Genomic DNA, 15,537 nt, shown 5'->3' on the forward strand with positions numbered 1-15,537 from the left:
CTGCATTTATTACTGTTCAATTAATGATTTCTACATAAATGTAATAATTCCTTTATGTATTAGATAAAATATTTTCGAAATATGTATAAAAAAGACCCTATTGGGTCTTTTTTAATTTAAACCATATATTTCATCATAAAAATCTATTTCGTTTAAAAGTGTATATAGTGAATCCTCATATTCTTCTTCAGTCAATGAAAACATTTCTTCATAACTTCTATTCCAATATTGACTATTTATGTCGAATTCATAGTTTCTACAATTAACTATTTCTAACTTAACATCTTCTACCCAGGATGAAAGTGCACTGTTTTTGAGTGTATAATTTAACATATTGCTAAATGAGCATATGTTCCTATGTATACAATCTCTACACATCATATTATCAACCTCCCGAAAGATTATATCTTTATTATACGGAGGGTTGATATTACTTTTATTGCACAAAAATACCTCGCTAAAACGAGGACTACAATCCCTTATAGGTAGGCTATAAACATAACAACCCAAGTGCTGAAGTTCTGTGTAAACTTGCGTTTCAATCCCTTATAGGTAGGCTATAAACATCATAAAATCTATAATTACAGCTATATGGAATGCAATGTTTCAATCCCTTATAGGTAGGCTATAAACTCCTTTTTAAAATACTCTTATGATGTAGGCGTCTATGTTTCAATCCCTTATAGGTAGGCTATAAACTTCATTGTAACTTAAAAACCTTTTATTTTTTTATATAGTTTCAATCCCTTATAGGTAGGCTATAAACGAATTACTTCACCACAATTCGGACAATGTCCTGCAAGTTTCAATCCCTTATAGGTAGGCTATAAACAAATTCATCTTCTTGCATATACGCTTTAACATCCGTGGTTTCAATCCCTTATAGGTAGGCTATAAACGCCACTTCTGTGGCAGAAAGCGATATAGCAATTGTGCGTTTCAATCCCTTATAGGTAGGCTATAAACAATCTTTTATGTCGTCCCACTCAATATCATTCTTTTGGTTTCAATCCCTTATAGGTAGGCTATAAACTATAATTTCCTAAAACAATTTCTTCTAAAACACCTGTGTTTCAATCCCTTATAGGTAGGCTATAAACTATAAATATGTCCCCAGAAACAATTCAAATAGCTGCTGAGTTTCAATCCCTTATAGGTAGGCTATAAACATTCTCAACTCTTCTATCTTCTATAAAATCATTTAAGTTTCAATCCCTTATAGGTAGGCTATAAACTGTTACAAAATGGTTTATTGTCGGAGTCATAATATTTGGAGTTTCAATCCCTTATAGGTAGGCTATAAACATCTCCACCATGGCTCGAGTCTATTGGGAATAGTCCAGTTTCAATCCCTTATAGGTAGGCTATAAACACGGAAAAACCGAAAACGGAAAAACCCAAACTACTAAAGTTTCAATCCCTTATAGGTAGGCTATAAACGCACTACGCCAAGATGGGCCTGGACATGATGATGGAGTTTCAATCCCTTATAGGTAGGCTATAAACCCCTTTCAACTATTATTATATCTACATTTTTCTGAATTGTCAAATTGTTTCTTTTTCGTAATAAAAAAGTAACTTTGTAGATTTTTCAAGGGTTTGAGGCTGCTGTCGACCCCCCGGGTTTTTTGCAGGATTGGGGGTCGACAGCAAAAAAACTGTGGAGGATTTACTCCACAGTTTTTTTGATTTCTATTTTTCCCATTATTCTTGCGTATAAAACAACAAAAGAAGCTCCCACTCTTTGAAAATCTTTATTTTAAAAATCCATTTCTTCTTTTTAACTTTTTATTTAACAACCTTAAAAATACTATCTTAAAGCATTTATAAATATCTCTGCAGTTCCAAGATTAGTTGCAAGGGGTACATTATGCACATCACATATCCTCAAAAGAGCCGTAACATCTGGTTCGTGGGGCTGTGCAGTTAGTGGATCTCTTAAAAAGATAACCATATCAATATCCCCCTGTGCAACCATTCCACCAATCTGCTGATCACCACCATAGGGGCCTGATAAAAATCTATGTACCTTAAGACCTGTTGCCTCTTGAATTAATTTTCCTGTTGTACCTGTTGCATAAAGTTCATCATCTTTAAATACATCTCTATACTTCTTTACAAACTCAACAATATCGTTCTTTTTCTTATCGTGGGCTATAAAAGCTACTCTCATTCTTTATCCCTTCCTTATTTATTATTTTTCATAAGTTATATGTGATATGGCTGACAGTATTGCCTCCTCAAGCACAGTTGTTGCAATCATTCCAAGAGTGCTTATATCAATCTCAACCTCACCAGTTGCCATTGTAAAGATTGTATCACCATCAAACATAGTATGGGCTGGTCTCATAGTTCTTGCAAAGGCATCGTGGGCCATCGAAGAAACCTTTGTTGCCTCTGCCTTAGTTAGTTTTGCATTTGTAACAACTGCGGCTATTGTTGTGTTTCCACTAAAAAAATTAGTTTTGTCGCTATATCTTGAGAGCATAACCTTTGTACTATCTATAAAGCCTGTTTTATCTTCATTTAGAGCACCTGCTAAAATCTTTCCAGTCTTTGGATCTATCACATCCCCAAGACAGTTTACCGCAACAACAGCCCCAACTTTTAGGTCTCCAACACTTACAGCATAGCTTCCAAGTCCACCCTCCATTGCAAATTCAGGCCCTAATATTTTCCCAACTGTTGCACCTGTTCCTGCTCCAAATTTTCCATTTTCTATTCTGTTTACTTCAAAGGCATTTATACAGGCCTCATATCCCATCTTTCTATCTGGTCTTATTCTATAATCACCAACCATAAGGTCAAATAAAACGGCACTACAAACTATTGGAACCTTTGTTACTCCAACATCAAATCCAATGTTCCTCTCCTCTAAAAACTGCATAACACCACAGGAAGCATCAAGTCCAAAGGCACTTCCTCCAGACAATACAACAGCGTGAACCTTATCCACAAGATTAACAGGGTTTAAAAGGTCTGTTTCCCTTGTACCAGGGGCCCCACCCCTTACATCTACACCACAGGTAGCACCATTTTCACAAATTACAACCGTACATCCTGTCCTTGCCTCAAAATTTTGAGCATTTCCTATTTTTATCCCCTTTATATCTGAAATATCTATCCTTTTCATTTTTACCTCCATAATTTTACTATGTATTTTAACGAAGAGCCATTAGCAATACTCTATTTGCTAATGGCTCATATGTTATTATTATTTTCTTATTTTATCTACTGCCATAGCAACAGGAACAACTATTGCTATAGAAACTAAAACCTCAGGCAAACCATTTGTCATTCCTATTCCTATTATTGTAGCTCTTGCTTGTGCTATATTAATGTTTAAGGCCTTTGCAAATCTTTCAAGATATATTAGGTATATCAAACCTAAAACAAGTATTGTATTTGTGAGTGTTCCAACCGCTGCAGCAAGGCCATATTTTATGCTCTTTATTTTACCTGGTACTATCTTATAGGTGTAGTATGCTGTAATACCTATAAGTACCCTTGGCAATACTGCAATAATTGGATTTAGAAATAAGAATGATGTTGGTGTTGGATTTGTTATTGCTTGAAACATACTAAATAATCCAAAGAATAAACCAATAGCTGCACCAACTACTGGGCCTTCAATTATTGCACCTATAATTACAGGAAGATGCATAATTGTAGCCTTTACTGGTGGAATAGGAATAAATCCAAGGCCTGTTACCCCAAGCACAACGATTATTGCAGACAGCATACCTACTGTAACAATCTGTCTGACCTTGGGGCTTGATGTTGACATTGTTCTTGTTTGCATAATACTACCTCCTCGTTCTCACTCCAAAAGGATGCAAGACGAAATCCTTTATGAAGTTTTTTATTTTTTTGTTCGGTCAAATGTACCGACATAATAATTTTAGCACTTTAATATAATTACTTCAATATATAAGGTAGATTAAGAAAAAGTAAACAGAGGATGATAACACCCTCTGTTACTTTTTTATATTATTTTTGAGCTGCTATTGCATCCTTTACAGTTTGTACGCACTTATCAAGTGCTGCCTTTGGTTCCATTTGTCCATCCCAAATAGCTGAGAAGGATGTAGCAAGTGGTTCCCATACAAGTTGCATTTGTGGAATTGATGGCATTGGTTCTGCATTCTTTATTTGTGCTATAAATCCTGCAACGATTGGGTCTCCACTAACTTCTGGCTTATCCATTAGTGCCTTAACAGGAGGAATTTGATGAGTCATTTCATATCTCTTCATTAACATCTCATCTGATGTTGCAAATTCAAGGAATAACTTTGCTGCATTTGGATACTTAGTAAATGAGCTTAAATATAAACCTCTGATTCCTGAGAAGCTCTTTGGTTGTTTTCCATTAAATGTTGGAAGTGGAGCTACACCAAAGTTAACCTTTGCATCTTGGTATCCCTTAACTGCCCAAGGTCCATTTATAATCATAGCAACTTTTCCTGCTGAGAAGGAACCATCCATAAATTGATAGTTAGCATCTGCTGCCTTAAGTGGTAATACTGAATTTAGACTCTTATAAAAGGTAGCACCAGCTACTGCACCATCATTGTTTAATCCTATATCATCCTTATCTGTACCAGCCTTACCAAATACATAACCACCATTTGCTGTTAAGAAACTGTAGGAGAAGTATGCATTACCAACATCCCAAGCAAGTGCATATTTCTTTTCCTTTGGATTGTTAAAGGTCTTTGCAAATTCTATTATTTCTTCATAGGTCTTTGGTGCTTCCTTTATTATATCCTTATTATAGAATAATGCATAAGTTTCGATTGCTGTTGGATAACCATATACTGTACCATTCATACTTACACCGTCAATAGCAGCCTGTACATAGTCATTCTTTATTCTGTCTGGCTTGTGGTTTGGTTGAATTAATCCTGCTGCCACCATCTTACCTACGTGGTCGTGTGGTGCTGATATTATATCTGCTCCAACACCTGCAGGGCCATCCTGTTGTAGTTTTCCTGAAGTTGCAGTATGATCAACTGGTTCATAATTAACCTTTACACCATATTTCTTTTCGAATTCTGCTGCTACATACTTTATGTACTCTCCCTCTGGGCCTTCACTTTCCCAAACTACAAGTGAAGCTCCTTCCTCTGGTTTTAACTCTGCTGTTGTGTTGTTATTGTTGTTATTATTATTGTTGTTGTTATTTTCAGCAGGTTTCTTTCCACAACCTGCAAGAAGTGAAGCTACTAAAAGTCCCGAAAGAATAAGAGCAAGTGGCTTTTTCATATTTATCCCCCTTCTATGTTTTTAATTTTTAGGCAATCGTTTGAACTTATTGCCTGTCCCTATCTACACTACATATTTATTATTGAAATTAAATTTTTATTACTGCTTTATTTATTAAATAAAAGAAAAAATTGAAACCACTTTGATTTGAATTACTAAATCAAAGTGGTTTAATAAAAAGAAGGGGAATAATATGATTACTTTATAAACCTAATAAACTCTGGGAATCTTTTTGCCCAGTGTATTTCATTATGGGTTGCTCCTTCATCTATTATAAGTTTTATATTCTGCTTATCCATAAATTCACAAAGCGTTTCATATATCCTTATTGTTCCATTTATATAGTAATCCTTAAAGTTTGGATCATCATCATTACTTGTTTCCTCAGTTCCAATATCAAGATAAACCTTCATTTCTTCTCTTTGTCCCTCTTCACGTAAAAACTCTAAAAGTTCACCCTCCTTAAACCAAGCAGCTGTTGAGAAGGCTCCTATTTTTGAAAACACATCTTGATATTTAAAACCAATATAAAGAGAGATAAAGCCTCCCATTGAGCTTCCTGCAACTATTGTATTTTCTCTATCCCTTAATGTTCTAAAGTTTTCATCTATATATGGCTTTAGGGTGTTAACTATAAACTCTGCATATTCCTTTCCTTCTCCCCCTGCACCATCCTTTATTCCTCTTTCTAAAAGACTTTCTATCTCTTCATTCTTCCAAGGTGAATATTCATCAAGCCTTTTAAAGCCCTCTTGATTATTATCTATCCCAACAACTATAAAGCCTTCTATCTCTCCATTTTCCTGCATTCTATCCAATGTTTCCTTAATCTCCCAAGAGTGTCCTGAATAGGAGAGATGGTGGTCAAAGAGGTTTTGTCCATCGTGCATATATATTACAGGATATCTCTTGTTTTCATTTTCATAGTAATCTATAGGAAGATATATTCTTATATTCCTTTTTCTATCTAATTCCTTCATATATATTTCCTTTATTATAATTCTATCCATAGTCCCACCTACCTTATTTTCAATACCATCTTTCCATAGGGCTCTACATCTAATTTCCCTTCTATTTTTACAGTCTTATTATTGAGTATATCCATATACTCTCCCTTTAAACCAATTTCAAAACTCTTTTCCTTATTTGATAGACTGAAAATACATAAAACCTCTTCATCATCTACAAATCTACTAAAGGCATATACATCTTCATCTACATAATACCTCTTATATTCTCCAACCTTTAATGCCTTTACTTCCTTTCTCAACCTTGTTAAATTTTTATAGAAACTAAATAGTTCTTTATCTATATTTTGAAAATCCATTGTTATTCTACAGTGGGGGTCATTTGCACCAGATAGACCTACTTCGTCTCCATAGAAAATCATTGGTATTCCTATTGTAGTAAACATATAGAAGGCTGCAAGCTTAAGTTTCTCTTTGTCATTCTTACATTCATATAAAAATCTTGCTGTATCGTGGCTGTCTATGAGATTTAAAAGATTATATCTTATATCCCTTCTATATCTTGCATATAGGTTTTGCATATATGAGTCAAATTCCTTTAAATTCATATTCCCCCTTGCAAAAACCTCAAGGGCTGCGTGCATAAATGGATAGTTCATTGATGAATCGTACTGGTCTCCCCTTAAGTAGCTCTCTGCACCATCCCAAACTTCACCTATTATAATTGCATCTTCCTTTACAGATTTAACAGCTTCTCTAAATTCTCTCCAGAACTTATGGTCTATCTCGTTTGCAACATCAAGCCTCCATCCATCTATGTCAAACTCCTCTATCCAATATTTTGCTATGTTTAGAAGATATTTTTTAACCTCATCATTTGTGGTATTTAATTTTGGCATATTTTTAGATTGACCAAACATTTCATAGGTACCATCTTCATTTATAAAATACCAATCAAAGTATTTTGATTTTTTGCCCTTTTTCATAGCATCCTTGAAGGCAAAAAACTCTGAGCTTGTATGATTAAAGACTGCATCAAGTATTACCCTTATTCCTCTTTTATGACACTTTTCAACTAACTCTTTAAATATGTTTTTATTACCAAAGGATTTATCTATGTCATAGTAATCAATAGTATCATATTTGTGGCAGCTTGGTGATTCAAATATAGGGGTTAGGTATATGGCATTGACTCCAAGCTCCTCAATATAGTCAAGCTTTTGTATTATCCCCTTTAAATTTCCTCCAAACATCCTCTTGTTTGTTGGCTCATCAAACCAAGCCTCATCAAGCTCCTCTTTGTTGAATCTATCTACAAATATTTGATAGAATATTGAGTCCCTCCACCAAGAATGTGCCTTGTATAGATCGCCTCTGCATATATAGGCAAATATGAAGTATCTATTTCTATCCTCTGGAGGTTCCTTGTAAAACCTTTGTTGTGCATAATATACTGTTTCCTTTTCATCCTCAAGTTTAAAATAATAGCATATTCTATTAAAGCTTGGTGATATTTGTATCTCATAATAATCAAATAGATCATCTGTAAAGACCTTATTCATTTCCTTCTCAAACATAGTAACCCTTGGGACAGGTTCATATCTGTCTCCATAACATAATATAGCCCTCTTTAAATCATCCTTTTTTGTTCTAAGCTTAATGCATAGGGTTTTTTCGTCTAATGGATATGAATAGGTACTGTCGCTTTGATGGTAGATTGCTTCCTTTAACATCTCATATTTCCTCCATAATTAAACGTTTAAGTGTTTTTAGTTAAAGGCAGTTTTATTCTGCCTCAATTATCGTATACTGTACATATTTATAATTCTTATCTATATATCTTAAAAGCAAGTCGGATATAAGCTTTGCTTTGTTTTCAATGTCAACCTCTATTTTGTTTATTTGTTCATCTAAAAGATACTCTTCATTATTTATACAGATAACAGATATCCTATCATTCTCTACAAATCTTGATAGTATTACTCCAAGTTCCTCTGAAACTGCTATAAACTTTTCATCCCTATGTTTTTTTACAACTTCCTTTACAGACTCTACAGAAGATATAAAGTAGACCTCTTCGTTTTCCCTTTTATCCTCTCTTATTTTATCCATAAGATGCTTACTGTTTAAGTGAGGAATTAAAATTACTTTTTTATCTTCTGAACTTATCTTTCTTGCATATCCTAAATAATCAACATTTATCTTATGAAATAGTATGTCATCAAGGACTGCATCAATTAAAAGTATTGGAACAGTAAACTTTATTGATATATCATAGAAAATTCTATTATCTACATTAAAAACAAGTACGCCGTCTAAATCCCTCTGCTTTATTATATCTAAATTAGGCTCTTCTACACTTATATTAGAGGATAAAACGTGGTAGCCCTTTGTTGCAAGATACTCCTCTATTTTTTCAAGAAGCTTATAGTTGTGATTTGTGAAAATTGGCATTTTATTTTGTTTATGCTTCAATATTAAAACACCCACAAGACCTGATTTCCTCTTTACAAGAGACCTTGCTGCAAGGTTTGGTACATAGTTTAATCTATTTGCCGCCTGTATAATCTTGTCCTTTGTCTCCTCTGATATGCTCTGTTTCTCATTTCCATTTAGAACATAGGAGACAGTTGCAACAGATACACCTACCTCCTTTGCTATATCCTTAAGTGTTGGCCTTTTCATAGTTTACCCCCTTGGTTTAACATTATTTAGAAAATTCCCAATGGCACCTTTGCCATTGGGAATATTATATTACAACTTCCACCCCAAAACAACCAAATTAAATAGTTCCCCTCTTTATCAGCTCTTAACTGCACCTGATGATAATCCTTCAACTATATATTTTTGAAGGAATGCATAAAGAATTGTTATTGGTATTGCAACTAAAATTGCACCTGCTGCAAATAGTGTAAACTTAGTATTAGTTTGTCCTGTAACCATTTCCATAAGACCCATAGCAAGTGTCTTCTTATATCTTGTACTTAAAATTAAGCTTTGGAATATAAAGTCCATCCAAGGACCTATAAAGCTTGTTAATGCAAGAAATACTATTATTGGAACTGCAAGAGGCATTATAATCTTTGTAAATGTTGTAAAGTTTGTTGCACCGTCAACTCTTGCAGCCTCATCAAGGCTCTTTGGTATCTGGTCAAAGTAACCCTTTATAAGCCAAGTATTACCTGGTATTTGGGCACCTGCGTAGAATAGCACAAGACCTATATGTGTATTATATAATCCTAAGTTCATAAGTAAAACATATACAGCAGTTAGTGTTAAGAAGCTTGGGAAAACTTGTAATACAAGTATTGTAACAAGCAGTGGTTTTCTACCTTTAAATCTAAATCTTGAGAATACATATGCATTAAATGTAGTTAATATTGTTGAAAATATCATATTTAAAAAGGCTATTTTTAATGTATTCTTATACCATATTGGATAGTCTGTCTTTGTAAATAATTCCTTATAATGTACAAATGTTGGATTCTTTGGAAACATAGTTGATGAATACAAACTGTTTCCTGGGTTTAATGAAGAACCTATAATCCAAAGTACAGGGAATAATATAAATACAGTATTAACTATTAAAAATATATATACTAAAGCTCTAAGGGCAATTGTCTTTGGCGTTAACTTTTTCTTTCTCTTTACAAGCTTTACTTCGCTTGTTGACGTATTTGTGCTCATCATCAGATTAAATCCTCCTCTCTAAAGGACTTGGACCTTGTAAATGAAAAGGCAACAATTGGTGCAATAATTAGGAATATCATAATTGTAACAACTGATGCCATATGATATTGTTGTTGGTTTAGTGTCATCTTGTAAATCCAAGAAATTAATAGGTCTGTATGACCTGCATATCTGTAATTTGGATTTACAGGGCCTCCACCAGTTACTGCATATATTAACATAAAGTTATTGAAGTTGAATGCAAAGCTTGATATTAAAAGTGGCATTGTTGAATATAAAACCATAGGTATTGTTATGTGTCTTAGTTTTTGGAATGCAGTTGCACCGTCAATATCTGATGACTCATAAAGATCCTTTGGTATATTTGTTAATATACTTGTCATTAGTGCCATAAAGTATGGTGCACCAAGCCACATATTAATTAAAACAAGGGTAAACTTAGCTAAATATGGATCTGTTAACCAACCCAATCTTTCTAGACCAATATGTTCTAAAAAATCATTTATTGGTCCTTGACCACTAAATATAAGTCTCATTATAAGCATTGAAATTAGTCCTGGAACTGCATATGGAATTATAAATATAGTTCTCCATAGTTTCTTTATCTTAACACCTGATGAATTAACAATAAGTGCCCACATAAGTCCAACAAAAAAGCTTGTAACAGTTGCAAGAACTGCCCAAGTAACAGTCCATATAAATACACCTGAAAGTGTTTTATTCCATATCTTAAGGCCAAATATTTCTTTAAAGTTTTGTAGTCCAACCCATCTTACTAAATTTCTTGGTGGTAGATGATATGGTGCTGAATAATCAGTAAATGCTATAAGTATTGTAAACACAATTGGTAATAGAATTAAAAATACAAGTGATAATAAACCTGGAGTAATAAATATCCAATGGAAATTTCTGTCTATCTTATCCCTAAGGGTTGTTTTCTTCTCCTCTTTAGCTTTATATGCATCTCTAACATTATAAACATATATTGCTATTATAATTAGAATTAATAAAATTGATATTATACCCTGTAACATTAAAAATATTGAATGGTCAAAAACAGCAACTCCCTGTTCATTAAAGTGAAATTTAGTTACACCTAATGTCCAAATACCCCAAAGCCCGTGTGAGAAGTATGGAATACCAAAAACTATAGTTAAAATTTCAACAAGCAATAAAAAAATACCTTTAATGTATTCACCCTTCATTATCTGTGCAGAACCCATTATTATATATGACAGCCAGGCATATTTTTTCTTATCTTCCATCTTTTCACCTCTTTCCAAGATTAATTATAGGTATGTGCAAAAGCACATACCTATGAATATTTAATTACTTATATTACTTTTGTGCTGCTATTGCATCCTTTATAGTTTGTACACACTTGTCAAGTGCTGCCTTTGGTTCCATTTGTCCATCCCAAATAGCATTGAATGTAGTAGCAAGTGGTTCCCATACAAGTTGCATTTGTGGAATTGATGGCATTGGTTCTGCATTTACAGCTTGAGCCATAAATCCTGAAACGATTGGGTCGTTCTTTATTTCATCTTTTTCAGCTAAAGCCTTAACAGGAGGTATTTGCTTAGTCATTTCAAATCTCTTCATTAACATTTCATCTGATGTTGCAAATTCAGCAAATAGCTTTGCAGCCTTTGGATACTTTGTAAATGAACTTACATATAGTGCTCTTATACCTGAGAAGCTCTTTGGTTGTGCTCCACCGAATGTTGGAAGTGGTACAACTCCAAAGTTAACCTTTGCATCTTGGTATCCCTTAACTGCCCAAGGTCCATTTATAATCATAGCAACCTTTCCTGCTGAGAAGGAACCATCCATAAATTGATAGTTTGAGTCAGCAGCCTTAAGTGGTAATATAGTTCTTAGGCTCTTATAGAATTCTGCACCCTTAACAGCACCTTCATTGTTAAGACCAATGTCGTCCTTATCAGTTCCTTGCTTTCCAAATACATAACCGCCATTTGCAGTTAAGAAGCTGTATGAGAAGTATGCATTACCAACATCCCAAGCAAGTGCATATTTCTTTTCCTTTGGATTGTTGAATGTCTTTGCAAATTCTATTATTTCTTCGTAAGTCTTTGGTGCTTCCTTAACAAGATCCTTGTTATAGAAAAGTGCATATGTTTCAATTGCTGTTGGGTAACCATAAACTTTACCGTCTAAGCTTACACCTCTTAGAGCAGCTTCCATATAATCATTCTTTACTCTATCTGGATTGTGGTTTTCTTGAATTAATCCTGCTGCAACCATCTTACCTACGTGGTCGTGTGGTGCTGCAAAAACGTCTGCTCCAACTCCTGCAGGTCCATCTTGTTGAAGTTTTCCTGATGTATCTGTATGGTTAACTGGTTCGTAATTAACCTTTACACCATACTTCTTTTCGAATTCTGATGCTACATACTTTATGTATTCTCCTTCTGGGCCTTCACTTTCCCATACAAGTAATGTAGCTCCTTCTTCTGGTTTTAATTCATTAGTTTGTTCTGCTGGCTTATTGTCCTTTGGTTCTTCAGTTTTCTTTGAACCACAACCAGCCATTAATGAAGCCACTAAAAGTGCTGAAAGCATGATTGACAATGGCTTTTTCACAGAAATTCCCCCTTCTTTAGTTTTTTTAATTAATTAACTTAAATGTTTAAGTTCAACTATATTATAACTCTTTTGCAAACGTTTGTCCATACTTTTTCTGAAAATTTTTAAATATAATTTATTACAAAATTTTTAATTCTATTATTACAATTATGTCAAAAATATTTATGTTACTAATAACTTCTAATACTATTTAAAAAAATAAATTATATTTACCATTTTGTAGTTTATTGTATTGGATATTGTAGTATAATATTTCTTGTTATTTTTTATTGCGAGGTGATTTAATGAAGGGATTTTCTAACTTTGTAAATACAGCACTTAAAATTCTTTTTATACCTATAATAATAGCAAACCTTGGGTTTGTATATGCCTATGCAAAGTACTTTAAAACATTAAATATATATCTTATTTTATTTTTCACATTATCATTTATATTATTTTTGTACGCTCTAAAAAAAGAATTAAATCCTAAGATAATATTAATATTTGTAGTCCTATTTGGATTAGCACTGAGACTATACTATGTAGTTACCCTTGATAACAGACCAGTATCTGACTTTGCAGGAATGTTTATACGAAGTAAAATGTTCTTATCAGGTGACTATTCAATGTTTCATAACAAAAACTACTATGCAAGATATCCCCATATGACTATGACGGTTTTATACTTTGCTTTAATTAGAAGCCTTTTTGCAAATTCTCTTCTTGCTATAAAGGTAATTAATGCACTTTTATCTACATTAGATATATTCCTTATTTACCTTATTTCAAGGGAGGTATTTAGCTCTAAAAAAACTGCCCTTTTTGGCGCCTTTATCACTGCAATATACCCCCCACTTATTGCATATTCTGCTGTTTACTGCTCTGAAAATATAGCAATGCCTTTTTATCTACTTAGCTTATATGTATTTATTCTTGTTATAAAAAATAAGGCTAACGTAAATATGTTAATTTTAAGTGGATTTATACTTGGAATCGGTCATATTTTTAGAATGGTTGCAGATGTTATTGTTGTGGCATACATTATATTTATACTTATTTACTTTAAGAAAAATTTTTTTACAAAATCAAAATCTATACTTCTTATTCTTATAGCCTTTTTAATTCCTATGGTAACTGCAAATACAATACTTAAAAGGCTTGGAATACTCCAGTACAACCTATGGAGGGGATGTGAAACCAAATGGACAAGTGTTTTAAGAGGTTCAAATCTTGAAACCTATGGGAGATGGAATATGGAGGATGCAAAGTTTATAGCCTCCTTTGATGACGATAAAGAGTTAGAGAAGGCAATAAAGGAAAAGGTAAAGGAGAGATATACAAAGACTCCTCTGCCAAAGCTCATATACTTCTTTTTAGCAAAATACTCCACCCAGTGGGCATCTGGAGATTTTGGAGGTTTTTTCTGGGCACAGGCCGACACTAAGTCCTTACAAATAGATATACTGCATAACGGAATGTTGTATGTAAATATATATTATTTTATTATTCTCATATTAACCTACATAGGATTATTTAATAAAAGGCAGTACATAGATAATCCTATAATAAACTTATTTTATATAATATTCTGTGGGTATGGACTTTTATATTTAATAACAGAATCACAAAGTAGATACTCCTTCATAGTTTGTTGGTTATTTATTATTTTATCATTAACTGTATTTAGAAGGGATGAAGCGTATGAATAAATATATAGAACTTATGCGTCCAAAGCAGTGGATAAAAAACTTCTTTGTATTTGGTGCTATTATCTTCTCTAAAAAATTTTTAGAGGTAGAAAGTATATTAAAGGTAATTTTAACCTTTTTCTCCTTCTGCCTTATTTCATCTTCTGTTTATATAATGAACGACATAAAGGATTTAGAGCAGGATAAGATACATCCTAAAAAGAAAAATAGACCTATTGCAAGCGGAAGGGTTTCAATTAAAAGTGCAATAATAGAGATGATTGTATTAATTATAGTATCTTTATCTACCGCCTTCTATTTGAATAAATATCTACTTATTATATTGCTGATATATTTTATAAATAATATAATCTATACCTTTAAGGTAAAGCACCTGGTTCTACTTGATGTTATATCCATTGCAATAGGGTTTATATTAAGGGTTATTGCAGGTGGAGTTGTTATTAATGTTGAGCTTTCTGTTTGGATACTTCTTTGTACTCTATTTATTTCTCTATTCTTAGGGTTTGAAAAGAGGAAAAACGAACTAAAATGCTTAGAAGGCGATGCAACAAAGCACAGAAAAATACTTGATGACTATTCAATAAAATTTTTAGATGATATTTCAAATATTGTATGTGGATGTACAATAATCTTCTATTCTCTATACACCTTCTTTGCCTACAAACATAAATATATGATGATAACAGACATATTTGTTATATATGGACTTTTTAGATATAAATATTTAACAGAAATAAAGGATTTAGGTGGAAGCCCTACAGAGGCTGTTCTTACCGATATAGGAATTATCGTTGATGTTATACTATGGGGAATTTTCAGTGCTGCTATTCTCTTATTTACATAATTAAAGGGAGGTTTTGTTTTGATTAAAAAGGTTGCAATATTTGATGTGGATAAAACAATTATAAATGGCGACTCTATGTTTATGCTTCTTTTTTATACTCTAAAAAAAGGCCTAAATCTATAATAGGACTTCCAAGGTTATTTTTTATGCTTTTACTCTATTTGTTAAAAATAATCGATACTAAAAAGGCAAAGGAAGAGATGTTCTATGTAATAAATTACTTAGATGAAGAGGACCTTGAGGATTTTTTTAAGGAGAAAATATTAAATCATACCTTTTTTGATGCAAAGGAGGAAATAATAAAGAGAAAAAAAGAAGGATATACAGTTATACTCATCTCTGCCTCACCTGAATGTTATATAAGGTATTTTAAAAGGTTCTATAATAAATGTTGGGGCGTAGCCTCAGCATATTTTTTTACAAAAAATATGCACCTGTTTTAGATGCCTGGTAAAATTAAATTAATCAC

General features: G+C 32.9%; 14 protein-coding genes and 1 CRISPR repeat array. Of the genes, 3 read left to right on the forward strand and 11 right to left on the reverse strand.

Annotation, left to right across the window (positions count from 1 at the left end):
* Positions 1-111: 111 nt before the first annotated feature.
* The 11 genes from JG776_RS07355 to JG776_RS07405 all read right to left on the reverse strand — a co-directional run bounded on the left by JG776_RS07355 (position 112) and on the right by JG776_RS07405 (position 12,527).
* A complete protein-coding gene (locus tag JG776_RS07355) occupies positions 112-381 on the reverse strand; it encodes a hypothetical protein (RefSeq protein WP_027309492.1) in 270 nt (89 codons plus the stop codon).
* Between the two features lie 87 nt (positions 382-468).
* Positions 469-1,506: a CRISPR direct-repeat array (repeat unit 30 nt; unit sequence GTTTCAATCCCTTATAGGTAGGCTATAAAC).
* Between the two features lie 304 nt (positions 1,507-1,810).
* On the reverse strand, positions 1,811-2,173 hold the full coding sequence (gene mgsA / locus JG776_RS07360) for a methylglyoxal synthase (RefSeq protein WP_291966158.1): 363 nt from the start codon (positions 2,171-2,173) through the stop codon (positions 1,811-1,813).
* 21 nt (positions 2,174-2,194) lie between these two features.
* Positions 2,195-3,133: a P1 family peptidase gene (locus JG776_RS07365; protein ID WP_291966161.1), complete on the reverse strand. Its 939-nt coding sequence runs from the start codon at positions 3,131-3,133 to the stop codon at positions 2,195-2,197.
* A gap of 81 nt (positions 3,134-3,214) precedes the next feature.
* Positions 3,215-3,802 (reverse strand): ECF transporter S component, encoded by a 588-nt coding sequence (locus JG776_RS07370; protein WP_291966163.1) that lies wholly within the window; start codon positions 3,800-3,802, stop codon positions 3,215-3,217.
* A 188-nt stretch (positions 3,803-3,990) separates the two neighbouring features.
* The gene (locus tag JG776_RS07375) at positions 3,991-5,265 is read right to left on the reverse strand and encodes a maltose ABC transporter substrate-binding protein (protein WP_291966166.1); all 1,275 of its coding nucleotides are present in this window, start codon (positions 5,263-5,265) and stop codon (positions 3,991-3,993) included.
* 197 nt (positions 5,266-5,462) lie between these two features.
* The gene (locus tag JG776_RS07380) at positions 5,463-6,275 is read right to left on the reverse strand and encodes an alpha/beta hydrolase-fold protein (RefSeq protein ID WP_291966168.1); all 813 of its coding nucleotides are present in this window, start codon (positions 6,273-6,275) and stop codon (positions 5,463-5,465) included.
* A gap of 8 nt (positions 6,276-6,283) precedes the next feature.
* Positions 6,284-7,966: an alpha amylase N-terminal ig-like domain-containing protein gene (locus JG776_RS07385; RefSeq protein WP_291966170.1), complete on the reverse strand. Its 1,683-nt coding sequence runs from the start codon at positions 7,964-7,966 to the stop codon at positions 6,284-6,286.
* Between the two features lie 52 nt (positions 7,967-8,018).
* On the reverse strand, positions 8,019-8,918 hold the full coding sequence (locus tag JG776_RS07390) for a LacI family DNA-binding transcriptional regulator (protein WP_291966172.1): 900 nt from the start codon (positions 8,916-8,918) through the stop codon (positions 8,019-8,021).
* 117 nt (positions 8,919-9,035) lie between these two features.
* Positions 9,036-9,923, reverse strand: a complete 888-nt coding sequence (locus tag JG776_RS07395) for a sugar ABC transporter permease (protein ID WP_291966175.1) — start codon at positions 9,921-9,923, stop codon at positions 9,036-9,038.
* Positions 9,923-11,188 (reverse strand): carbohydrate ABC transporter permease, encoded by a 1,266-nt coding sequence (locus JG776_RS07400; RefSeq protein ID WP_291966177.1) that lies wholly within the window; start codon positions 11,186-11,188, stop codon positions 9,923-9,925. Before JG776_RS07400 ends, JG776_RS07395 begins: the two co-directional genes overlap by 1 nt.
* Positions 11,189-11,261: 73 nt before the next feature.
* Positions 11,262-12,527, reverse strand: coding sequence for a maltose ABC transporter substrate-binding protein (locus JG776_RS07405; RefSeq protein ID WP_291966178.1), 1,266 nt, complete (start codon positions 12,525-12,527; stop codon positions 11,262-11,264).
* Between the two features lie 287 nt (positions 12,528-12,814).
* Between JG776_RS07405 and JG776_RS07410 the strand changes: the two genes are divergently transcribed.
* The 3 genes from JG776_RS07410 to JG776_RS07420 all read left to right on the forward strand — a co-directional run bounded on the left by JG776_RS07410 (position 12,815) and on the right by JG776_RS07420 (position 15,511).
* Positions 12,815-14,221: a glycosyltransferase family 39 protein gene (locus JG776_RS07410; protein WP_291966180.1), complete on the forward strand. Its 1,407-nt coding sequence runs from the start codon at positions 12,815-12,817 to the stop codon at positions 14,219-14,221.
* Positions 14,214-15,068, forward strand: coding sequence for a decaprenyl-phosphate phosphoribosyltransferase (locus tag JG776_RS07415; RefSeq protein ID WP_291966181.1), 855 nt, complete (start codon positions 14,214-14,216; stop codon positions 15,066-15,068). The genes JG776_RS07410 and JG776_RS07415 overlap by 8 nt, the downstream gene beginning before the upstream one ends.
* A gap of 146 nt (positions 15,069-15,214) precedes the next feature.
* On the forward strand, positions 15,215-15,511 hold the full coding sequence (locus tag JG776_RS07420; protein WP_291966184.1) for an HAD family hydrolase: 297 nt from the start codon (positions 15,215-15,217) through the stop codon (positions 15,509-15,511).
* Positions 15,512-15,537 lie beyond the last annotated feature (26 nt).

The sequence above is a fragment of the Caloramator sp. genome, assembly GCF_020054765.1.
Classification (GTDB): Bacteria; Bacillota; Clostridia; order Clostridiales; family Caloramatoraceae; genus Thermobrachium; species Thermobrachium proteoclasticum.